Origin of the sequence: Paraburkholderia sp., from assembly GCF_036488795.1 — a bacterium.
Taxonomy (GTDB): domain Bacteria; phylum Pseudomonadota; class Gammaproteobacteria; order Burkholderiales; family Burkholderiaceae; genus Paraburkholderia.
Window position 1 is genome coordinate 1 of the sequence record NZ_DASXHA010000009.1, and the last position, 21,885, is coordinate 21,885.

At 61.1% G+C, this 21,885-nt stretch carries 23 protein-coding genes; 6 read left to right on the top strand and 17 right to left on the bottom strand.

The window, feature by feature from the left end; all coding sequences use genetic code 11:
• Window positions 1-371: 371 nt before the first annotated feature.
• Window positions 372-593 (bottom strand): hypothetical protein, encoded by a 222-nt coding sequence (locus VGH41_RS00965; RefSeq protein WP_331595430.1) that lies wholly within the window; start codon window positions 591-593, stop codon window positions 372-374.
• Between the two features lie 448 nt (window positions 594-1,041).
• On the opposite strand from VGH41_RS00965, the gene VGH41_RS00970 reads away from it, so the two are divergent.
• From VGH41_RS00970 to speB, 3 genes are all read left to right on the top strand, one after another.
• Window positions 1,042-1,593 (top strand): cupin domain-containing protein, encoded by a 552-nt coding sequence (locus tag VGH41_RS00970; RefSeq protein WP_331595431.1) that lies wholly within the window; start codon window positions 1,042-1,044, stop codon window positions 1,591-1,593.
• 90 nt (window positions 1,594-1,683) lie between these two features.
• Complete coding sequence (locus VGH41_RS00975) at window positions 1,684-3,171, top strand: aldehyde dehydrogenase (RefSeq protein ID WP_331595432.1); 1,488 nt, start codon at window positions 1,684-1,686, stop codon at window positions 3,169-3,171.
• Window positions 3,172-3,304: 133 nt separating this feature from the next.
• Complete coding sequence (gene speB, locus VGH41_RS00980; RefSeq protein WP_331595433.1) at window positions 3,305-4,270, top strand: agmatinase; 966 nt, start codon at window positions 3,305-3,307, stop codon at window positions 4,268-4,270.
• A 468-nt stretch (window positions 4,271-4,738) separates the two neighbouring features.
• Here speB and VGH41_RS00985 read toward each other — a convergent pair whose 3' ends face one another.
• A complete protein-coding gene (locus VGH41_RS00985; RefSeq protein ID WP_331595434.1) occupies window positions 4,739-5,134 on the bottom strand; it encodes a hypothetical protein in 396 nt (131 codons plus the stop codon).
• Between the two features lie 40 nt (window positions 5,135-5,174).
• Between VGH41_RS00985 and VGH41_RS00990 the strand changes: the two genes are divergently transcribed.
• Window positions 5,175-6,275 carry a lipopolysaccharide biosynthesis protein gene (locus VGH41_RS00990; protein ID WP_331595435.1) on the top strand — a complete coding sequence of 367 codons (1,101 nt, stop codon included), beginning with the start codon at window positions 5,175-5,177 and terminating at the stop codon, window positions 6,273-6,275.
• Window positions 6,276-6,331: 56 nt separating this feature from the next.
• On the opposite strand, the gene VGH41_RS00995 is transcribed toward VGH41_RS00990, so the two are convergent.
• The 6 genes from VGH41_RS00995 to VGH41_RS01020 form a co-directional block, all read right to left on the bottom strand.
• On the bottom strand, window positions 6,332-6,826 hold the full coding sequence (locus tag VGH41_RS00995) for a DUF3237 domain-containing protein (RefSeq protein WP_331595436.1): 495 nt from the start codon (window positions 6,824-6,826) through the stop codon (window positions 6,332-6,334).
• Window positions 6,827-6,939: 113 nt separating this feature from the next.
• A complete protein-coding gene (locus VGH41_RS01000) occupies window positions 6,940-7,689 on the bottom strand; it encodes a glucose 1-dehydrogenase (RefSeq protein ID WP_331595437.1) in 750 nt (249 codons plus the stop codon).
• Between the two features lie 91 nt (window positions 7,690-7,780).
• Window positions 7,781-8,173, bottom strand: a complete 393-nt coding sequence (locus VGH41_RS01005; protein ID WP_331595438.1) for a DUF427 domain-containing protein — start codon at window positions 8,171-8,173, stop codon at window positions 7,781-7,783.
• On the bottom strand, window positions 8,103-8,615 hold the full coding sequence (locus tag VGH41_RS01010) for a hypothetical protein (RefSeq protein ID WP_331595439.1): 513 nt from the start codon (window positions 8,613-8,615) through the stop codon (window positions 8,103-8,105). Before VGH41_RS01010 ends, VGH41_RS01005 begins: the two co-directional genes overlap by 71 nt.
• Before the next feature lie 57 nt (window positions 8,616-8,672).
• The gene (locus tag VGH41_RS01015) at window positions 8,673-9,419 is read right to left on the bottom strand and encodes an SDR family NAD(P)-dependent oxidoreductase (RefSeq protein WP_331595440.1); all 747 of its coding nucleotides are present in this window, start codon (window positions 9,417-9,419) and stop codon (window positions 8,673-8,675) included.
• A gap of 281 nt (window positions 9,420-9,700) precedes the next feature.
• Window positions 9,701-10,339: a peroxiredoxin-like family protein gene (locus VGH41_RS01020; protein WP_331595441.1), complete on the bottom strand. Its 639-nt coding sequence runs from the start codon at window positions 10,337-10,339 to the stop codon at window positions 9,701-9,703.
• Window positions 10,340-10,446: 107 nt separating this feature from the next.
• Between VGH41_RS01020 and VGH41_RS01025 the strand changes: the two genes are divergently transcribed.
• Entirely contained in the window at window positions 10,447-11,331 is an 885-nt protein-coding gene (locus tag VGH41_RS01025; RefSeq protein WP_331595451.1) for a LysR family transcriptional regulator, read from the top strand.
• A gap of 34 nt (window positions 11,332-11,365) precedes the next feature.
• On the opposite strand, the gene VGH41_RS01030 is transcribed toward VGH41_RS01025, so the two are convergent.
• The 4 genes from VGH41_RS01030 to VGH41_RS01045 all read right to left on the bottom strand — a co-directional run bounded on the left by VGH41_RS01030 (window position 11,366) and on the right by VGH41_RS01045 (window position 15,618).
• Window positions 11,366-11,989, bottom strand: a complete 624-nt coding sequence (locus tag VGH41_RS01030) for a DUF3331 domain-containing protein (RefSeq protein ID WP_331595442.1) — start codon at window positions 11,987-11,989, stop codon at window positions 11,366-11,368.
• Between the two features lie 339 nt (window positions 11,990-12,328).
• A complete protein-coding gene (locus VGH41_RS01035; protein WP_331595443.1) occupies window positions 12,329-13,318 on the bottom strand; it encodes a zinc-dependent alcohol dehydrogenase family protein in 990 nt (329 codons plus the stop codon).
• Window positions 13,319-13,362: 44 nt separating this feature from the next.
• A complete protein-coding gene (locus tag VGH41_RS01040; RefSeq protein WP_331595444.1) occupies window positions 13,363-14,472 on the bottom strand; it encodes an alkene reductase in 1,110 nt (369 codons plus the stop codon).
• A 441-nt stretch (window positions 14,473-14,913) separates the two neighbouring features.
• Window positions 14,914-15,618 carry an SDR family NAD(P)-dependent oxidoreductase gene (locus tag VGH41_RS01045; RefSeq protein ID WP_331595445.1) on the bottom strand — a complete coding sequence of 235 codons (705 nt, stop codon included), beginning with the start codon at window positions 15,616-15,618 and terminating at the stop codon, window positions 14,914-14,916.
• Window positions 15,619-15,854: 236 nt separating this feature from the next.
• Between VGH41_RS01045 and VGH41_RS01050 the strand changes: the two genes are divergently transcribed.
• Window positions 15,855-16,760 carry a LysR substrate-binding domain-containing protein gene (locus tag VGH41_RS01050; RefSeq protein ID WP_331595446.1) on the top strand — a complete coding sequence of 302 codons (906 nt, stop codon included), beginning with the start codon at window positions 15,855-15,857 and terminating at the stop codon, window positions 16,758-16,760.
• Window positions 16,761-16,781: 21 nt separating this feature from the next.
• Here VGH41_RS01050 and VGH41_RS01055 read toward each other — a convergent pair whose 3' ends face one another.
• From VGH41_RS01055 to VGH41_RS01075, 5 genes are all read right to left on the bottom strand, one after another.
• Complete coding sequence (locus VGH41_RS01055) at window positions 16,782-17,531, bottom strand: TonB family protein (protein ID WP_331595447.1); 750 nt, start codon at window positions 17,529-17,531, stop codon at window positions 16,782-16,784.
• 32 nt (window positions 17,532-17,563) lie between these two features.
• Window positions 17,564-19,921, bottom strand: a complete 2,358-nt coding sequence (locus tag VGH41_RS01060; RefSeq protein ID WP_331595448.1) for a TonB-dependent receptor — start codon at window positions 19,919-19,921, stop codon at window positions 17,564-17,566.
• A gap of 381 nt (window positions 19,922-20,302) precedes the next feature.
• Window positions 20,303-20,575: a pyrroloquinoline quinone biosynthesis peptide chaperone PqqD gene (gene pqqD / locus VGH41_RS01065; protein ID WP_331595449.1), complete on the bottom strand. Its 273-nt coding sequence runs from the start codon at window positions 20,573-20,575 to the stop codon at window positions 20,303-20,305.
• Window positions 20,576-20,610: 35 nt separating this feature from the next.
• Window positions 20,611-21,540 (bottom strand): pyrroloquinoline quinone biosynthesis protein PqqB, encoded by a 930-nt coding sequence (pqqB, locus tag VGH41_RS01070; protein ID WP_331595450.1) that lies wholly within the window; start codon window positions 21,538-21,540, stop codon window positions 20,611-20,613.
• Window positions 21,537-21,885 (bottom strand): alpha/beta fold hydrolase (locus VGH41_RS01075; protein ID WP_414696562.1); only part of this gene is annotated, 349 nt, incomplete at its 5' end. The genes pqqB and VGH41_RS01075, both read right to left, overlap by 4 nt.

Here is a 21,885-nt window from a genome sequence, read left to right on the forward strand (position 1 = left end):
ACCACGTGCGACGGATGCACTCCGATCATCGTTCGGTCGGCGCTGATACCGACCAGAGGTCTATTTGGCATGACTAATTGAATGGACGTGTGTGTTCCCCGCGGGATGCGGCACGAATAACGTTTAAACAGGCGCGGCACGATTGCGCAGCCGTGCGCCGGGCGCAAAGCCACCAGAAGTGCGAAGCGGCAGTCGTCAGCGGACCGCGCCGCGCGCTGCTATCGGCGAGACTGTCCGGTTCATCCCGCTATGTCGAGCACTCCGCACGAAACATGCGGGCAGCAGGCGGCACGAAGCACGCCCAGATGCGCATGCCACGACGGCGTGCTCAGGCAGACAGGAGAATCGGACAGAGAAATTTGGGGGAGGCGCTACGGCAGGAGCGAGGCGACTTCATCCGTACGTACGGCGATGAAAGCGCGCGCGGAAACGGAGTTGTGGCGGCGGACAGAGCGGCGGGAAATGATCGTGAAGACGGACAGAAAGCGGCGAAACGCAAGGCTGCCGTTGCTGCCGTCGGCGATGGTGCCTTCAGGACGAAGACGACTCGCCTGACTGCGTTCCCACCTAACCAAAGGGCCTCGGACTCTCACGATTACACTCGACTAGCGACATTGAATACATTGAGCGCCTTGCTTCTTTAAACACCAGAGCGTTTAAAGAAACGTGACGCGGGATGATCGCCGCGTACCTCCAGCAAAACTGCTTTGCTGTGTCACAGAAACACCCTGAAGCGTTTTGTGACGCAGGCATGACGACCGCCTGTGAACCAGCATATACGAGCCAATATTGCCGTCAAATCATTTTTATAAAACATTTATCAGGGCTTACCCGGGCAATAGACGAAAACCCGCAGGTCGGGTATGCGCGTTGCGTCGGTGAGGATTTCGAAACTATTTTCAGGGTTTTCCCCAGCAGCGTGAGCGACAAAGTGATTAGAATATTCAACACTCGCGCCAACCGGTGCGCACGATTGTTTAAAAGAACGCTGCGTGATCCTGTTCTGCCCTTAGCCTGTTCATCCACTCCGAGAGTGCAGTGATGTCCATTGAAGTCGCGACCCGTCTGCAATACATCCGCAAGAAGAATGGCCTGTCCCAGCGCGAACTGGCCAAGCGGGCAGGTGTCACCAACGGGACGATTTCGCTGATCGAGCAGAATCGCGTGAGTCCTTCCGTAGGGTCCCTGAAGAAACTGCTCGAATGTATTCCTATGAGCCTCGCCGAATTCTTCACCTTCGAAGTCGAGGCAGACCGCTCCGTCGTGTCGCGCCGTGCGGACATGCCGAATCTGGGCAATGGGTCGATCGAGTTCTACCTGGCAGGCGCGGGCGTCAAGGACCGCAACATGGGCATTCTGCGCGAGGTATATCAACCGCTCGCGGATACCGGACCGGAAATGCTGGTGCACACAGGACATGAGGGCGGCGTGGTCGTCAGCGGGCAGATCGAATTGACCGTAGAAGGCGTCACGTGGCTGCTCGACCCTGGTGACAGCTATTACTTCGAAAGCCGTCTTCCACATCGTTTTCGCAATCCCAGCGCGGAGCATGTCTGCGAAATCGTGTCGGCGAATTCGCCACCGAGCTTCTAGGCATACCGCGTCAACGCGTTACGGCACACGTGATGACGCCACCCAGGGCGCGCACGATTCACGTCGAACGCACAACATTGAGGCATCCTGATGGAAAAGAACCTGGCTTACTGGCAAGAAAAGGCCGCTGCGCTTTCGATTGAAGGCCGTGCGTTTATCGACGGCGAATATCGTCATGCCGCGAGCGGGCGCACGTTCGATTGCCTGAGCCCGATTGACGGCAAGCTGCTCGCCAAGGTGGCGGACAGTGCCGCGGAAGATGTCGATGCGGCGGTCGGCGCTGCGCGCCGTGCCTTCGACTCGCACGTGTGGTCCGGGTTGAATCCGCGCAAACGCAAAGCTATTTTGCTGCGCTGGGCTGCCTTGATGCGCGAGCATGGGGAAGAACTGTCGCTGCTCGAAACGCTCGACGCGGGTAAGCCGATCGGCGATACGACATCGGTTGACGTCCCAGGTGCGGCCTATTGCGTCGAATGGTTCGCAGAAGCCATCGACAAGGTGGGCGGTGAGGTTGCGCCGGCGGATCATAATCTGGTGGGGCTCGTGACACGCGAGCCGATCGGCGTCGTCGCGGCGGTAGTGCCATGGAATTTTCCCATTCTGATGGCGTCGTGGAAGTTTGGTCCGGCATTGGCGGCGGGCAATAGCGTCGTGCTCAAGCCATCGGAAAAGTCACCATTGACGGCGATCCGTATTGCCAGGCTGGCGCACGAGGCGGGCATTCCCGCCGGCGTGTTCAATGTCGTGCCAGGCGCTGGCGAACCCGGCAAACTGCTGGCGCTGCACTACGACGTGGACTGTCTCGCCTTCACCGGGTCGACCAGCGTCGGCAAGCAGATCATGCAGTACGCCGGGCAATCGAATCTGAAGCGCGTGTGGCTCGAACTTGGCGGCAAGTCGCCGAACATCGTGCTGCCCGACTGTCCTGATCTCGACCGTGCCGCGAATGCCGCTGCGGGAGCGATCTTCTACAACATGGGTGAGATGTGCACGGCGGGTTCGCGGCTGCTCGTACATCGCGACATCAAGGACGTGTTTCTCGACAAGCTGGTCACGGCCGCGCGTAGCTATAAGCCGGGCAATCCACTGGATCCGCAGACCTCGATGGGCGCGATCGTCGACAAGGTGCAACTGGACCGCGTACTGGGCTATATCGAAGCGGGTCGCGCGGAGTCCAGGCTAGTAATGGGCGGAGGCCGTGTGAATCAGGAGAGCGGCGGATACTATATCGAGCCGACCATCTTCGAAACGAGCGCCGATGCTAAAATTGCCCGCGAAGAAATCTTCGGACCGGTACTGTCCGTAATCACCTTCGATACGGTCGAGGAAGCTATAAGGATTGCAAACCATAGCGAATATGGACTTGCTGCTGCCGTGTGGACCTCCAACCTGACGACCGCGCACGAAGTGGCGCGCAGCCTGCGCGCAGGCACGGTGTGGGTCAACTGCTACGACGAAGGCGGCGATATGAATTTCCCCTTCGGCGGCTACAAACAATCGGGCAACGGCCGTGACAAGTCGTTGCACGCACTGGAGAAGTACACCGAGCTGAAGTCTACGCTGGTGCGGCTGCGCTAAAGGATTCGCAAGCCAGCGCGGCGGTGCGTTTCTCAGGCACCGTCGCGTTCCCAATGAATCCGAAGCCGGACGACGCGCGCACAACCTCAGGAATCGTTGCGCGCGTTGCCGGCATGCTCTATCAGGTCATTCCATGACTGAACTCCTCTTTGGCGACGGCGCCATCCGCCGTTCGACCCTCTACGGTTCCTCAATCGAAAACACCTACGCCGGTGTGTTGTCGTTCATGCGACGCAAATACACGCGCGAACTGCACGGCGTGGACGTGGTGGTCTCCGGCGTGCCACTCGATCTCGCCACGACGTTCCGCTCCGGCGCCCGACTCGGACCTGCGGCGGTGCGTGCGGCAAGCGTGCAGTTATCGGAACTCCATCCCTATCCGTGGGGCTTCAATCCGTTCGATGAACTCGCTGTGACGGATTACGGCGACTGCTATTTCGACGCGCACAATCCGTTGACGATCAAACCGGCGATCGTCGAACACGCGGGCACGATCCTGCGCTCGGATGCGAAGATGCTGACCTTGGGCGGCGATCACTACATCACGTATCCGTTGCTGATTGCGCATGCGGAAAAATACGGGAGGCCCTTGTCGCTGATCCATTTCGACGCGCACTGCGATACCTGGGCCGACGACAGCCCGGACAGCCTGAATCATGGTTCGATGTTCTACAAAGCCGTGAAAGACGGCTTGATCGATCCGAAGACCTCGGTGCAAGTGGGCATCCGTACCTGGAACGACGACTTCATGGGCATCAATATTCTCGATGCGGCGTGGGTGCATGAGCACGGCACTCGCGCGACGGTGGAGCGCATTCAGTCGATTATCGGTGAACGACCAGCGTATCTGACCTTCGATATCGATTGTCTCGATCCGGCGTTTGCACCCGGTACGGGCACGCCTGTGGCCGGCGGTCTGTCGTCCGCGCAGGCGCTTGCCATCGTGCGCGGTTTGAGCGCGGTGAATCTGATCGGCGCCGACGTGGTCGAAGTGGCACCTGCTTACGATCAGAGCGAGATCACAGCAATTGCTGCGGCACATATCGCGTGTGACCTGTTGTGCTTGTGGCGGCAAAGCAAAGTGGCCGCCACGCGCTGACGCTCAAACGGCGGTTGCACCGGTTCAGCCCGCGGAGGACGCTTCGCGTGGCTGACGCGCAGTAAGTTACGGATGCAAGCATTGCTTTTGGCGGCCGTGCCGCCAGGTCTGGAGGGTGTCGGTTCGTCGGAAAAAATGACGTGTCGTGCACCGTTTTCTGGGCGCTCTCTCGAGCCGTGTTCCGGCCCTTCCTCGCTTCAGTCGCACCCGGTCAATTCACTCAAGCAATCCGGAAATTTGCCGTTATACGGGCATCGACGGAAAGACGCCGGCCAACGTGAAGCATGGCCATCGGCGATGCCACGCGCTTGCAAGCCGCAGCCCGGCTAACGGCTGAGCGACCCGTGCATATCGCCATCACACCCGCTACCTTACAACGACGTCATTCCTTACCGTTTCTTTGCCTGCATGCAGACGCTTAGCCGTCGAACGATCAGGTACTTAAGGATGACTAAAGATGTCAAGAAATCACCGAAACGGTGCGCGAATCGATCGCGCGCGCCTGGTGTCGCGCGCGGGTACCGCGCGATCCCGTCTTTCGATCGTGCCGGAGTCGCGTCGCAGGTTTTTGGGTGGATTGCTCGCGACGGCCGGCGGTCTTGTGTTGGCGGCGTGCGGCGGCGGGGGCAGCGGCAGCACCGGCACCAGCCCCAGCACCGGCGCGAATAGCGGCACGGCGACCACGAACGCGAGCCCTGGCGGTGGTGTCATGACCAGTACGACCACGACCGGCGCCGCAAGCACCGGAAGCAGCGGTACGGCAGGCGGCACCGGCACCTCGGGCAGCAGCGGCACGTCGAACACCGGCGGTGCGATGGCAGAGTCAGCGTCCGGCACGATGTTGCCACCTGGCGCATCGATCATTGACAGCAGCGGCGCACAGTGGATTCTGTCGAATGGAGCTGTGCTGAAATCCGCGGTCGACACGGGTTTTCCTGCCACCGCGAGCCGGGTGCTGTACTGGAACCACACGGTGTATGCCGAAGACGGGTCCGGCAACTGGTACGTTAGCGGGGCCAACGGCTGGAATGTATCAGTGGACCCGCGCGGCGGCGCTGCCGGTACACCTCTCACGTCGCTCTTCTACGGCATGAACGGTCATGTGACGTACAGCTCGGGCGTCTACGCAACCGTCACAGCCGCCGAGCAATTAGCCTTGTTGCAGGACCTGGGCGTGACCAACTATCGCGCCGACGTCTACAGCCAGCTCGATGCGCAGACGCTTGCGAATATATTGACGGGGCCGTTCGCCAACAGCGGCGTATCGATCCTGCCATGCATGCTGCCGGTCTACTTCAATCAGGCGGGTACGGAGAGCGACGCTTACACGCTCGGATATCAGCTTGGTGTGTCGGTAGCAACGCCGCTCAAGGGACTTGTCCGCTACATCGAGTGCGGTAACGAACTCGAGGCATACGGTCTCATCAGCAGCGGCGCAGGCAATTCACCTGGCGACTACAACCCGGCTTACTGGCCGGCCTATCGTGGCGTGATCCGCGGCATGATCGATGGTGTGAAGTCGGTGGACGCGACGATCAAATGCGGCGTGAACGTGGGTGTGGCACTGGCTTATACGGCACTACAGATGCTATGGGACGGTGTGACACCGGACGGTTCGGCGACCGGCGTGGCCGGTGCGAACCTGCTGCGCTGGGACATCACGATGTATCACTGGTACGAAAGCTCGGGCAACATCCTGGGCGCGGGGCCGAACGCCAATATCAATGTCCTTGCGATTCTCGCGCAATCTTTCGGCGTGCCAATCTGGCTAACCGAATGGGGCTTCATCCCTGGCGATACGGGGGCGGCCCAGGCCTCATACGTGTCGCGTACGTTAAGTCAGTATTACGCGGTGCGCGAGCAATACAATCTGCAGTCTGTCATGCTGTACGAGTTGATCAGCGCTGCGCCGACCGATGACTTCGGTCTGATCGAAACGGACGGGACGACGAAACGCGAAGCCTATGCCGCGTACAAGAATTTTGCATCGGCGAACGGGGTATAAGAGCGGATAAACGGGCGGCCCGCCGCGCGGGTTGCGCCGGTGCCTCTCGTTTGCGCTCAAAGCACTTCGAACACGCTATAGACCGGCCCGAACGCAAAACGATGACCTGTCCCCACTGCAATCACACGGTTCAGCCATTCATACCTGCCTGCGGGCGCTTCGAACATCGGGCTGATGCGAAAGTAGTAGCTGGCCGGGTCGACCTCTTCGCCGCGTTCCAGCCGCTCGATCACATCCTTCGCACCATGGCGGATGCCGCGGTACGCCATCGTGATGTGCGTTCCATCGTCGGTTTGCAGAATCAGGCGCACGTCAAGCGTGGTGCTGCCGTCGCTGCGCACCGCTTGCCAGTCGCTGCCGCCGTCCAGCACCTTGCCCGATATGCGCTCGCCCGCGAACGTGCCCGACGGCACGATACCGATGCGCCGAAAAGCTCCGGGTGTAGCGCCGACAATCACCATCGGCTTGACGTCGAGGCGCATGACAAAGAGCGGGCGCATTTGCACGCTCCGCAGCGGCGCGGGCAGTTCATCGAAAGCGGGCGTGGACATCAGATTCTCCATTGTGGTGGACAGACGGATTGGTTGACTTTTTTGCGCGGCGAGACGTCCGTGGGGCGCATCATCTGCGATTCCGCGCGCGCCGGGAGTGGCGCATCTGACTGTCACGCAGCGGTCTTGCCGCCGTTGATCCTGAGTACTTCGCCAGTCATGAAGCTGGCCCTCTGTGATGCCACGAACACAATCGCGTCGGCGATCTCTTCCGGCGTGCCTGCCCGCCTGAGCGGAACATTCGTGAGAAAGGCGGCCTTACGTTCGGCATTGACGGTCAGTCGATCGAGCATCGGCGTTTCGACCGGGCCAGGCGCGACCGCGTTGACACGTACGCCGAACGCCGCGGCCTCTAGCGCCGCCGATTTCGTCAGCCCCTCGACGGCATGCTTGCTCGCCGTGTACAGCGATGCGCCGGCTGCGCCGCGCGCGCCCATCGTGGATGAAACGTTGACGATGCTGCCGCTGCCTTGCGCCGACATGACCCGTAGCTCGTGCTTCATTGCGAGCAGCGTGCCGAGCACATTCGTGTCGAATACGGCCGCGTAGCGTTCGGGCGTTTGCTCCGTGACTGGGGCCGATTCCCCTTCGGTACCTGCGGCATTTACGGCCACGTCCAGTCGTCCATAATATTCGAAGGTGCCGTCGACCAGCTCACGCAGGTCATCCTCAAAACGTACGTCTGCTTGCAAAAACTCGGCTTGTGCACCGAGTGAACGGAGTTCGCTGACGAGTTGCTCGCCCGCCGCGACATGGCGGCCGGAGACAACTATGCGCGCCTTCTCACGGGCAAAAGCAAAGGCGGTGGCGCGGCCAATGCCGCTCAATGCGCCGCTGATCAAGACGACGGGTTGGGTATCCATTCCTGTTCCTGCCTCAAAGGCAGCGCCACGGCTGAACCATGCCGCGCGCTGCCATTCATGGGTTGCGAAGTGAGGGACTGCGCCGCGCTATTTAATGAACCTCGATGGCGTCGACCCGGTCCGGATAGAACGCCAGATGATCCTTGATTTGCGCGACGGCGTCGTACGGATTTTCGTAGGTCCAGACGGCATTGACCGAGCGCGCGCCGCCCGCGGGAATCGAAAAATACGCGCACTCGCCCTTGTACGGACAGTACGTGGCGTGGTCGGTGCGTTCCAGCAATGTCATGTCCACGTCCTTGCGCGGGATGTACAGCACCGCCGGGTAGGCGGCCTCGCGCAGCGTAAACGCGTCGCGCGTGTCGGCGATCACCTTGCCTGCGAGTTTGATCACGACGTGAGACGGATCGCGTTCAATAGTGATGGGATGATCGGGGCCGGGAATCTTGACGGTTCTGGCTGGAGTGTTGACGTTGCTCGACATGGAAACTCTCCTTGGGTGAAGGGGCAAAGCAGCGCCGCATACGCGGCAAAGAGCGGGAAGCCGAAATACGCGCCTGCGTCTGCGCCCCAGAATGCACGCGAACATATGGCGCGAGCGGACGGTCACGACGGCAACGCTCGAGCAGATCCAGATTTGACGAGAACCAGCGGCCGAAGGTCACCAGGTTCGCGTCGCCGTGTTGCAGGATTCGCCCGGCAACGTCGCGATCGAAGCTGCCTGCAGCTATGATCGGTCCTTTGAAGAATTTGCGCAGGTACGATGCCGCCGCCCATATCCGGCTCACGACCAGGGTTTCCGTCCCCATCATGCGCGGCTCGATCACGTGCAGGTACGCGAGCCCATGCGTGTCGAGGCGTTCGGCGAAATCACCAAAGGACACGCGCATCGAGCTGATCCCCGTCGCACCGTGAAGCGGGCGCATGGTGAACTTCTCTCATGGTTCGACATGGCGTTCCGGATTGAGGCTCTAGCCGCCAGGTTAAAGCTTCGATCCGCCGTCGACGTGCAGCGTGTCGCCGGTGATCCAGCGGGCGTCGTCGGATGCCAGGAAGGCAATCGCGCCACCGATGTCGTCTGGCTGCGCAATGCGCTTGAGCGCCTGCATGCCAAGCGTGACATCGCGTCCCGCATCGGTTTTGGTGAAGCTGGACATGTCGGTCGCCACCACACCGGGTGCTACCGCGTTCACGCGTATGCCGCGCTCACCGAGTGCCGTGGCGAAATGCTTCACGAGCGTATCGACCGCGCCTTTGGTCGCAGCGTAGGCGGATAGCGTGCCGACCGAGGCACGCGCGGCGAGTGACGAAAGCAGCACGATGCTGCCGCCATCGCCCATCGACGGCAAAAGCTGTTGCACGAGGAAGTAGGGCGCGCGCACATTCACCGCAAAGAGATCGTCGAAATCTTCAACGGTGGTGTTCTCGATCGCTGCGGCCTTCGAAATGCCGGCGTTGGCGACCAGAATGTCCAGCCGGCCATCAATCAGTTCGCGTACTTGTGCGGCCAGTGTGTGCGGGCCGCGGGCATTGCGCAGATTGGCCGCGACTTTTTCGGCCTGGCCGCCGGCCGCGCGGATTTCAGCCACGACCGCTGCGGCCTCTGTTGCGCCGCTGCTGTAGTGGACCAGCACGCGCGCGCCCGCTTTGGCGAGTGCGAGTGCGCTAGCGCGGCCAATCCCGCGTGATGCACCTGTAACAAGGGCTGTTTTGCCAGTGAGCGTAGTCATGATCAATCTCCAGGATGGGTAAAAGCGGCGGCGCTTCGCGATGGCGCATGTGCGTTGGCGCATCTGCGTCGTTGCCATGGGAGGTAATCTAGTGGAGCCCAAGGGAAACGAAAAAGACTTTGTGGGCTGGTGGCCATGCATGAGAGGCATGCTTTGTCGGATCGAGGCGTCATTGTTGGCGCTGTACAGCCCAATCCTCCGGTCAGGAGCGGAATTGACGAAAAATGGAGACATGCAAGTTCAAGTATGGCTTGACTGCACCGCATGCCCCTGGCTACCCCTCAAAGCAAGCGGGGATGCCTCGTCTGGATGGCGCGTAACGCGCTTAGCAATGACGCGTGATCGAAGCGCTTCCGGTAGTCCACGTCGATGAAAGCGAGCATGACGACTCCGTCTCGATCGAGCAGATACGTGGCAGGCAGCGGCACCAGCCATGTGCCGGGCTTGCGCGTGACGGGTGGCACGTAGCCCAACGCCTCGTAACGCCCGCGCAGACTCGCCGGGAGCTCGAACGCGAGTCCGAATGCGCGCGCCACTTTCATGTCGATGTCCTGCAGTTCAAGGATCGGCAACGCGCTATCGGCCGCGAGGGACGAACTGATTTTTCCGGATGGTGCAATTGCAACGGCACTCGCACCGAGTGCCAGGACGTCGCGGTGGGTGGTCGAAAACTCCGCAAGGCTCTGCTCGCCGAATGAACACCACGCGCCTCTGAAGAAATGCAGGACGACGGGACCTGAGCGAAGCAGGTCTTCGAGGGCAACTTTTTCTCCGGCCCGATCGGCAAGCGTGAAGAGCGGCGCACGCGTACCCGCGCGCAATGCCTTTGATGCCGCGCCCGATGCGGCGGCCATGGCCAGTTCGGCGTCGGCGTCCGCTTGCTGGGCGGCCACGCCCCTTTGCGTCAGCACTGCCGACATAGATCCCCCACCCGTCACGCAATGACCTTGATGCTCCAATTTATCCATTCCGCTGCAACGACGGAAGGTGCAGAATCGCATAGGACTTATTCCAAGGGAGAATCATGATGGACCGCCTTGCGGCGATCGAGATTTTCATACGTGTGGTGGATACCGGCTCGTTCTCGGCCGCTGCCCGTCATTACGAGCTGGGCCAGCCGGCGGTGTCGAAGGCGATTGCGCAGCTCGAAGACTGGCTGGGCGTCAAACTCCTGTTGCGCACCACGCGCGCGCTCACGCCCACAGAGGCCGGCAAGAGTTTCTATCAGCGTGCCAGGCGCGCAGTCGAAGAGACCGACGAGGCGGTGCTCGCCGCACGCGGAACCGCCTCCGGGCTGTCCGGTAAGCTGCGCGTGTCGGCGGCGGTCTGCTTCGCACGGCTGCATATCGTGCCGCGTTTGCCCGAGTTTCTTGACGAGCATCCGAATCTGGAGCTGGATCTGGTGCTGGATGACCGCAACATCGATCTCGTCGAAGAAGGGATAGATCTTGCACTACGCATGGGTGTGCTGGCGGATTCCAGCATGACGGCGCGCAAGATTGCTGAGGCGCGTCGCCGTGTCGTTGGTACGCCTGAGTATTTCAAGCGGCACGGCGTTCCAAAGGCCCCCGCCGATCTGCTCGCGCATCAGGCGGTGATCTATACGCGGGACGGCGGAGGAGAAGACTGGACCTTCCGCAAGGAGACCGCGGAGTTTTCGGTGAAGATGCAAGGGCGGGTGAAAATTACCGCAACGGAAGGGCTACGCGCGGCGATAAACGCGGACATGGGACTGGCTATCGCATCCGAATGGGCCTTCACGCCGGAACTGAAGTCGGGGGCCGTCGTGTCGGTGATGGACGACTGGATGCTGCCGACCATTAGCCTGTCAGCGGTGTATCCCACTGGGCGCCTCGCCAGCACCAAGGCAAGACAGTTCACCGCATTCGTGGAGAAATGCCTCGGCGTCTAGCGCGACGCAGCTCGCGTCGCGCCAGATAACCGGCTCAATGCTCGAGTTCCTCGAGCGCATCGGCAAGCACCATTTGCGCGCAATTCGTCGGACGAACCGCCGTGCGGCTAGCGGGGCCGTACACGGCATCACCGCGCACGATGGACGCTCCGGTCAGCGCGCACACGCCCTGCGAACGTGCGATCCTTCGAATCCACAGCTGCTCGCAATAATTGGCTGCGGTCGCATCACGCCAGGTGATCGAGACGGACTTCGACGTGAAGCGTTCAACAAACGTCACCACCGCGCTGCGCGCAATGGTCGATTGCCCACGCGCCCGATCCGCCGCGAGGCTACGACGCTCCGCGCCGGCGCAATTGCGTCCGGTGCGTCCCGTGCGGCGCGCAGGCTGGCTGGGCTCATCTACGCCTTGCGACGGCCCCGTGTCAGGCTCCTTTAGCGCCGCAATCATAACGGCCCACGGATCAGCCTCGCGCGGTCCACTGAGGGGCGCATTCAATGCCGCTTCGTTAGCGGGGTCGCGCCCTTGTGTACCGGCTGCGAAGTCCCGCGTGCTCACGTTTTCGCGCTGCACGATATTGACGCCGGGGCGACGATTGTGCGTCGCGGGCGGCTTCAGCGTGCCAACGCGGTTTAAGTCAGTTCCTGTTCCGTTCACGTCGAATCCTTGTTTGAGCGCCATCCCGACCTGCTGAAAGGCGCCCGACGATTCGCTGATTGCGGCCCGTAGCAAGCCTTCCATGCCTGTCGTGATGGAGCACGCCACGCCGAATGCCGGCCGGCACAGTGTCGCTGGACACCCAGACACGGCATCATATCGGCCACATCGCGTGAGATAAATGCCCGTTATCTGAACACTTCATTTAGGTAGGGCAAACAATGGATCGCGTGAGAAACGCTGGATTCGAGGTGGTTTGGAAAGGGTTCTGTAAATATTGCGCTTTCGGTTGTTCTGAGCGGACGCAGCACGAATGATCTGCGCCCGCTCAGTCCACGTTCACACCGTGACGACGATCTTGCCGAACTGACCGTTGGTTTCCAGATAACGGTGTACCTCCACCATCTCGTCGAACTTGAACGTGCGGTCTATCACCGGCTTGAGTGCACCGCTTTCCAGACCTTTAAGAACGAACTCCACCGCCGCCTTGCGACGCGTTTCGTCGCCGCTTGTCAGCCAGATGTTGTGGGCCTTGACCGTAGTGACTTTGGCGATCATTTCCAGCACCGGCAAAGGTGTGACGTCTTCGCTGAGTGCGCCGTAGATGAACGCGATGCCCCCAAAAGACAGCGCCGAAATCAGCTTGGCAAAGGTCGGGCCGCCGACCGGGTCGAAGGCCACGCGCGCACCCTGGTTGTCCGTGATGCGCATGACTTCCTTCACCAGGTCCACCTCGTCTGTGGCGATCACGTGCGCGGCGCCTGCCTTGAGCAATGCGTCACGCTTCGCCGAGGTACGCGTTAGCGCGATCGTCGCCGCGCCTGCGTAGTTGGCAATCTGGATCGCTGCGAGTCCGACACTGCTCGACGCAGCGGGAATGATGACGAAGTCGCCCCTGGTTACCTTCGCATCTTCGACGAGCGCGCCGTACGCGGTTACGAACATCATCCAGACCGAAGCGGCTTGCGCATACGACAGCGATTTCGGATGTGCCACCACCGCATAGTCGGGCACGATGATCACTTCACCGTAGGTCGAATAGCTGTTCATCGAAAACGACGGGATGACGCTGACGTCGTCGCCCACCGCAACGCCTTTGACGTCAGACCCTACCGCATCGACAATGCCTGCCGCCTCATAACCGAGACTTGCCGGAAATTTAACGGGCTCGATGTAGATGTCGGTACGCCACATTGCTTCGGCGCGATTGATGCCAATCGCCTTGACCTTGATGCGAACTTCGTTGGGACCCGGCGCGCGAACTTCGCTTTCGACGAATTCGAGAACCTCCGGACCACCTGCTTTTGCGAACTGAATCGTGCGTGACATGAAAACCTCTTGGGTTGGATGAGCGAGAACAGGTGCCTGCCGGTTTAGGCTACGGCGGCAGCCTGAGCTTCGTACGCTGGAAAATCCGAGTAGTTCGTTTCGTCACCGCCCCAGAAGGCGGCGCGAACGTACGGGGTGAGTGGCAGGTTGTGCTTGAGACGGTACGGCAAGTCGGGATTCGACGAAAAGTGCCGGCCAAACGCAACGAGATCAGCATCGCCGGATGCGACGATCGCTTCAGCACTGGCGCCGTCGAAGCCGCCGGCGGCGATGATCGGCCCGCTGAAGTGGCGACGCAGATACTTTACCGCGACGGGCGGATGTCCTTCATGCAGCGTGTCATCGCCCTTGATGCGCGGTTCGATGACGTGCAGATAGGCAAGCTTGTACGCGTCGAGCACCTTGGCGACATGACTGAAGGTTGCTTCGGGATCGCTGTCGGAGATGCCGCCCCATTCGCCCGACGGCGAGATGCGTACGCCCACGCGACCGGCGCCCCACACGGAGATGAGCGCTTCGACCGCTTCACGCAGGAAGCGAACGCGGTTCTCGATAGGGCCGCCATATGCATCGGTACGGTGGTTGGTGCCGTCCTGAATGAACTGGTCGACGAGGTAGCCGTTTGCGCCGTGCAGTTCGACGCCGTCGAAGCCGGCGTCGAGCGCACGCCGGGCGGCGATGCGGAACTCTTCGATGATGCCGGGAATCTCTTCGATGCCGAGCGCACGGTGCGGTGAGGCCGGCACGAAGCCGTCTTTGGTGAGCGCGACGCCCTCGAACGGCACGACCGAAGGCGCGACGGGATCGACACCGCCCGTCATTTCCACGTGGCTTTGACGGCCGCCGTGGATCAGTTGCATGAATACGCGGCCGCCTTTCGCGTGCACCGCTTTGGCGACCGCTTTCCAGCCTTCCATCTGGGCATCGTGATAGAAGCTCGCTGCGCCCAGGTACGAGCGGGCGGCGATCGAAATGCTGACGCCTTCAATGATTTCGAGTCCGCCTTCCGAAGCGCGTTGGCCGTAGTAGTCGGCCATCATCGGGCTGGGAATATCGCCGGGCTGGATGGTGCGCAAGCGCGTCATCGGCGCCAGAACGACCCGGTGCGAGAGCGAATATGCGCCGACTTTCTTCGGTGTGAACAAGTGAGCCATGATCTTTCCTTCGAGAGCAATGAGTAAGGAGCAGTACTGGGACGTCCGGTTGGAAGCCGATTCGTTGATGTGGAATTTATCCATTCCGTCTCGCCTGGAGAAGACGCGTATTCGGATATGAGTCATTCCAGAGCGGGATGAATCGGGGCACGGTGAGGCGACGCAATTGAACGCGTCGCGCGCTGGTCAAAAAGCGAATGAGCAGGAAACAGCAAAGAAGAAGCGGACGCAGGCAAGCAGCCCCATTGGGGGCACATTGCCTTCATGCAGCGCGTGGAGCTTAGGCACTCGCGTCTCTACGACTGCCGGCCTTGTCGTACCATTGCTGAAAAGCCGTGTAGGGCTGTGTCGATTGTCATTTCAGCGAGCCAGCGAGTAGATGAATTTGCCGGGGCATTGCGGGGTCATCGCTAGAGTGGCCTACAGGTGTCGTGTTTCGTTCTAAAACGTCGAGCCGCCGCCGATATGCAGCGTGTCGCCCGTGATCCAGCGCGCCGCGTCTGACGCGAGAAAAACCAATGCGTTGCCGAGCCCGGCGGATCCCGGCATGCGGGCTATTTCCATCGTTGCGAAGTCGGACGAGTGAGGTGTGACCTCGCCCGGTGAGATGCCGTTGACCCGCACACCGCGTGGACCGAGCGTCGATGCAAAATGGGTGACCAGCGTGTTGATTGCGCCTTGAGTCGCCGCGTATGCAGACGCGTTGTCCATTGCCGCGCGTGCAGAGACCATCACGATGCTGCTGCCCTTGCACATCGTCGGCATCAGCTGCTGAACGAGAAAATAGGGCGCACGCACGTTCAACGAGAACAGTGCGTCGAACGCTTCGACCGAGGTCTCCTCGATACTCGCGTTCTTCGTGATGCTTGCGTTCACAACCAGCACGTCCAGCCGCGCGCCGATCACGACACGCACCCGTCGTGCCAGCCGATACGGACCCTCAGGCGTCCGCAAGTCGGCAGCAACTTTCTGCGCATGAGCACCGAGCGCACGAATTTCGGCGACCACGGCGTCCGCCTCCTGGTCGGCGCCGCCGTAGTGAACCAGTACCTGGGCGCCGGCTTTCGCCAGCGCCAGTGCGCCCGCGCGGCCCATCTCACAGGCCACATCGGTCACGAGAGCGGTCTTTCCGCTAAGACACTTCATGGTCAGATCCCTGGCAATCCAGATCAGATCCTGAGGAGGACGGGTTTTGCCAGTTTAATTTCTGTTGCGACATAGATCACAGGCATGGAACAGAAACCCTTCAGTCGGCAGCTATCCTGTACAGGGAGCCGTCATCTGCAGGTCTGGCGGGTAATGTAGTTTGGGCTTGCGAAAAACTAAAGGACTTTGTAGGCTGGCGGGTATGCCTGTGAGGCATGGACCAACACCGAGGGCCTATGGAGCTTCGACATCTGCGGTATTTCATTGCCGTTGCGGAGACCGGCAGCCTGACGGTGGCCGCCGAGCGCCGCCTGTTTACCTCGCAACCGTCGTTGAGCCGGCAGATTCGCGATCTGGAGGACGAGGTGGGTGCCGAACTGTTCAATCGCAGCGCTCGCGGCGTCGAACTCACCGCGTCAGGCAAAGCGTTTCTCGATCACGCGCGCCTCGCGCTCTCTCAGGTCGACGCCGCCACTGAAGCGGCGCGCCGCGCCTCGCAACCCACCAGGCAGGTTTTCGCACTCGGTTTTCTGACCGGCGAGGAGATGACCTGGCTGCCGCGTGCGATGCAGGTGTTACGCGAAGAGCTACCCAAGATCGACGTTACCGTGTCGAGCCAATACTCGCCGGACCTCGCGGATTCGCTCGCGCGCGGCAAACTCGACCTCGCGTTTTTGCGGGCCGAGCCCGGCTACGATCTTGACTATCGGGTGGTGAGCAAAGAAAAGCTCGTCGTGCTGATGCCGAGCGACCATCCTCTAACAGAGCGCACCACAATCCGTCCCGCAGATTTCGTCGGCGAGCCGTTCATCCTGGCGACCGGCAAGGCCACGGTACTGAACCAGGTGATCCTGCGCTATCTGCGTGAGAACGCAATCGACATCACGCCCGAACACGGCGTCGACAATCTCGCGATGGCCATGTCGCTGGTCGCCTCGACTCGTGGGCTCGCGCTGCTGCCGGAGTATGCAAACAATTTGCTGCCGTGGTCGGTGACGAGCCGGCCGCTCGAAGGCGAAGCGCCGACCATCGACCTGGTGATCGGTTACAGCAAATCGAATACATCGCCCGTACTCAAGCTGTTTCTATCACGTGCGGATGAGTTGCCGGAGTACGCCGGGGCGAAGTCCTGGCAGCAGTGAATTCGCGCAGGGTTGACGCCGTTACTCCGTCAATCCAAACACGAATGGCTGCGAATAGGCGGCACGTATTGCTTCGCCGTTTTCCCTGTACGGTTGACATGTGCTCTCATGAATGGCGTCGAGTGCCGCCTGATCGAGCCGTGCGTAGCCGCTGCTCCTTTGCAAACGAACGTCCTCGATGCGGCCGTTCAGGCCCACCACAAAACTCACGACAGCCGTGCCGTTTTCGCCGTGGCGCTTCGACAGTTCAGGATAGTCAGGCTTGGCCAGATTGCAGTCCACGTGAGGCACGCTCTTCGGCACGCTGGAGGTCAGCGACGGCCGTTCGATGGCGGGGGTAGAGGCCGGCGCCGCCGATTCCGTTGCGGGTGCAACGACAGGTGCGGGCGCGACGGGTGGCGTGGGTGCGCTCCTTTGAGGCTCGAGTGTCGGGGCTGGCGTGCGTGGAGTCGTGCGCTGGCGCGGGGCGATGGATCGCACTCGTGGAGTGGGAATCACCGCGTGAGGCGCAAGCGCTTTGGTTTCCGTCTGCGGAGCCGGTGGTTGCGGCTGCTGCAGCTTTATATCCACCTGCGGCGCCGCACTCAAAATCCGCACTACGATGGTGTTCGATTCAATCCGCCGTACGACAGCGGGCTGGTTCGTACCGAGCACCCATGCAAACAGGCCCGCGTGCGCGCACACCACCGCAGCCAGCACAATCCCCGCACGCCTGCGATGCTTCGCGGGCGGCATGCCGAATCCAGAAGACCTGATGGCAAGCGGTGACATGTCACACTTCGCAGGTGGCGAACTCCTGTTGACTACTTCCACGCATAGCGCAAACCGACCCACGCGCCGCGTGGCGCACCGACACCGACGAATTGTTCGTTGACCGGATTGGCGCCATCGAACGTATGGTTCGGACCATTAAAGAAATTCTGACCGAGGACGCCGAAACTCGCGTACCGCTTGTCGAGCAGGTTCGATACGGTGGCGAACACCTGGAGCTGCTTCGTTACCTGGTACGTGGTGTCCAGGTCGATCAGGAAGTAGCCCGAAATCTTGCCGTTCACATCTTCGTTGTCTTCGTCGCCACGGGCAAAGATACTGCCGCGCCACGTCAGATTGGTGCCGATCTGCCACTTGGGAATGGGGGTGTAGTCCAGCCGTACCTTGACCGTGTTCGCCGGAATGCCCGGAATCCGGTCACCGGGCTTGACGGTGATATTGCCGTTGGCGTCGGCGCTGGAGTTGCTCGAACTGCTTTCGGTGAAAGTCGACTGATAGGTGGCGTCTACGTAACTGTAGTTCGCGGTCACGGCGAGCGGGCCAAACGCTGTGTGTCCTTCAAGTTCGACACCTTGCCTGCGCGTATTGCCGACGTTCTGGAAAAACCCTTGCGTGCTGGCGGCACTGCTGATGAACTGGATGTCGTCGTTGAGCGTGGTGTGGTAGATCGCGGCGCTCCACGTCGTGGTCGACCCCAGGCGGCCGCGCGCACCGATTTCGAAGGTCTTCGAAATCACGGGTTTGAGCGCAGGATCGGCCAGGAAGTCATTGGGTAGCGAGCAGGGCGCGTTGGGGTCCGCGCAGGCAAGTTCAATGGCGGTCGGCGTGCGCATGCCCTCGTTATAGGTCGCGTAAGCGGTCAGGGCGGGCGATGGATTCCAGTTGATACCCACCGCCGGATTGAAACGCGAGAAAATATGGCGGCCGTCCAGCAGCGGCTGCATGCCGCTTTCGTCGCCAATCTGCGCACTGGCCCAGTTGTAGCGTCCGGCTAGCGACAGTGACCATTGCTTCGTGATCTTCAGGGTGTCGTCGAAGTAGATGCCATAGTTCGCGCTACGGGTTTTCGCGTCGGTCTGCTGGGTGTAATCGCCAATGCCGACGGCCGCGCGCGTATCGGTAAAGGTCGCGTCCTGCGAGGCCGTCGTGTAATGTGAATTGGCCAGATCGGCGGCCACGCCCGCAACGAACTGGTTTTCCATGCCGGCCAGTTTGCCGAGCAGCGTAAGCTGCAAGCTGCCGCCGTAGCTATCCGTCGTGATGACGGACTGCTGGTTGGTACCTTCCACGGTGTCGATATTGCCGTCGTCATCTACCGTGCCGAAGTCCGTATTGTTGTTACTGCTGATGTTGGTGTTCTTGTAGTGTCGGTAATAGAGGTTGCCGCTCAGTTCAACGTTGCTGTTAAACGAATGGTCCCCGGATAACGTGACGTACTCGACGCTGTTCTCGTTCTGATCGGGGAACGTATACGCCTGGCCACGATCGTTAAGGAACGAACGCGGAATGGTTTGCGAACCCTGCAGGTCGTTGTCGGCTCCGCCTGCGGAAAGCGATAAGGTCGTATCGGCGTCGGTGTAACGCAGTTTGCTGAATGCCTGGCGTACCCGGCTTGGATTGTGATCGGCCCAGCCGTCGTCGTTCGCCGCGTTGCCGGCGAAGTAGTAGTCGAGATTCGAACCGATCGTGCCGCCTTGTTCAATGTCTGCAATCTTGCGGCCCCAGGAGCCGGCGGTGATTTCGGCGTCGCCTCCTGGGCTCGTTTTGCCGTTCTTGGTCGTAATCGCCAGCGCGCCACCGAGCGTGTTGAGCCCATAGGTGGGATTGGAGCCGGGAATCAGTTGAATGGTGTCGATGGCGTTTTGCGGAATCAGATCCCAGTTGACCACATCGCCGAACGGCTCATTGATGCGTACACCGTCCATGAACACCGATAGCCCTTGCGGCGTGCCGAGCAGCGGCGACGCGGTGAAGCCGCGGTAATTGATGTCGATTTGATATGGGTTGCCTTGCGCTTCGTTCATATCGACGCTCGGCAGGTTCTTTTCGAAGTAATCGGTGAGGGTGCTGCGGTGCTGGCGCTCGAGGTCCTCCGAGTGAATGGTCTGCACATTGGCAGGAACCAGCGACAAGGGCGTGCCGATTCCAAGCAGCGGGGTGGTGCCAATCACGATGATCGGTGCAAGCACGGTTGGGTTGCCGGCTGGAATCGCTGGGGTCTCCGGTGGCGTTTGCGCAGGTGCTGCCACTGCCGCGGAAGACGCCCCGTCCGCGGGTTCCGCTTGCGCCCAGGCTACACCTGACAGACTGGCCAATGCACTGCCGATACACAGAGTGAGTCCGGCACGTCTGAACGGCGGCCGACGTCGCAGTGTGCGGATTATTATCATGGTCTCGACTCCAGCCGGTTCGACGGCGATCGTTGTGCGCGCACCTGCCGCTGCAGTGTGCACGGTGTTTTGTCGAAGCATGCTGAAAGCTTCGCACACGAGGCTGTCGGGAACATCAGGAGATTTTCCCGATTTTTCAGGGCGCGGGATCGCCGGCGCGTATTGCCGGCGGGAGGCGAGTCGACCGGTCAGGCGGGAAGGGCAGAGAAGGCGTACGCCGCAGTTGTTTTGCGCTGCGGCAAAAGGCGCCGAATGGGCGAAGTTGCGAAACGGGGTGGGTTGTTCGTGCGGTTTGATTGCGACGTCAAATGCGCGATCGTGCTTTATTAGCGGTCGCCCGGCGGTGTGTGCGTGCCGGGCGCGCAACGATGTTCCAGGGGCTTACTCCAGCCAGCCGCGGGACCGGGCATCAACGACAAAGGCACGTACTTCATCGCCGATACCCGTGGCGTTGAAGGCCGTTTCCAGTTCGACGATCAGCGTCTCCAGATCGCGCGTGCCGTCGCAACGCTTGAGAATTTCCGCCGCGCTTTGATTGAGCTTCACCATGCCCTCGGGATAGAGCAGCACGTGCGCGTTTTGCGCGGGCTCCCATTGCAGGCGAAACAGTGGGCGGATTTTCAAAGGAGAGGTGGCGGGTAACTTGTCGTTCATTGCAGAAATGCCCTTTAGTTGGAAGCGGGTCGTACTCAGAGTTCGAACGTCATACCGTCGCGCGCCACTTCGATGCCGTGTTCGCTCAGAATGCCGCGTTCGGTGCTGTCTTCAACGAGGATCGGGTTCGTGTTGTTGATATGGATGAGCACTTTGCGAATCTCGTGTCCTGCATCATGTGCGAGCGAATCCAGGACCTCGATCATGCCGCCTGGTCCGGATTGCTGCAGATGTCCCATGTCCGCAGCGGTTTTCTTCGACAGTCCAAGGCGGATCATTTCATCGCCGGTCCATAGCGTGCCGTCGACGAGCAGCAGATCCGCGCTGCGCATTGCGTTCAGCACATGCGGTTCAAGCGCACCTAAGCCAGGCGCATAAAACACGCGTTTGCCCGAGGCCTGGTCGGTAATCAGCAAACCGATGTTGTCGCCACGCTCAGGCGCATGACGATGCGGCGAGTAGGGCGGCGCCTTGCTCGACAGCGGCAACGCCTCGATCTCGACACCCGGCAACGCGGCCAGCGCAAGCGGCGTACCATCCAGCGCAATCGGGCGATGCTCGACGCCGCAGTAGTGCGACAGGATCGGCCCCACGGGAAAGCCGCTGCACAGGTCTTGCCAGACGACGTCGGTGGCATAGAGCGGCAATGGCGTGTCACGCTCGCGCAGCATCAGGAGACCTGTGACGTGATCGATCTGTGCGTCCATCACGAGTACGGCGGCAATGCCGCTGTCGCGCACCCGCCGCGCCGGTTGCAGTTCGGGATTGGCGGCAATCTGCGCGAGCAGATCCGGTGACGCATTCACCAGCAACCAGTCCTCGCCGTTCGCGCTCACGGCGATCGACGATTGCGTGCGCCGCGTTGCCTTGAGCGTGCCGCGTCGCACGCCGTCGCAATTGCGGCAGTTGCAGTTCCATTGCGGAAAACCGCCTCCCGCTGATGAGCCGAGTACCTTGATTTTCATGCCGAGCGACGCCGATTGAGAGTTTCGTGGAGGGGTGCAATGAACATCGTTGCGAGCGCAACGGTTACGCGTTCCTGCAAGGCAGGATCGCTTGTCAGATGCCCGGCGCGCACGCGCTCGATCCGCGCGGCCGGCACCGCGCGCGCGAGGCGCCGCATATTGTCCGCAGGGCAGACCGGATCGTGGCCGCCGTGCACCGCTGCGAGCGGCACGCCAGCCGCAGCGGCGCGACGCGCCAGCGACAGCAGCCGTGGTTCGCCCAGCCAGCATCGATGGGTCAAGTAGTGCGCCTGAATCCGATATTTACCGATCAGCTTGCGCGCAGCGCGGCGCGAACGCACAGCT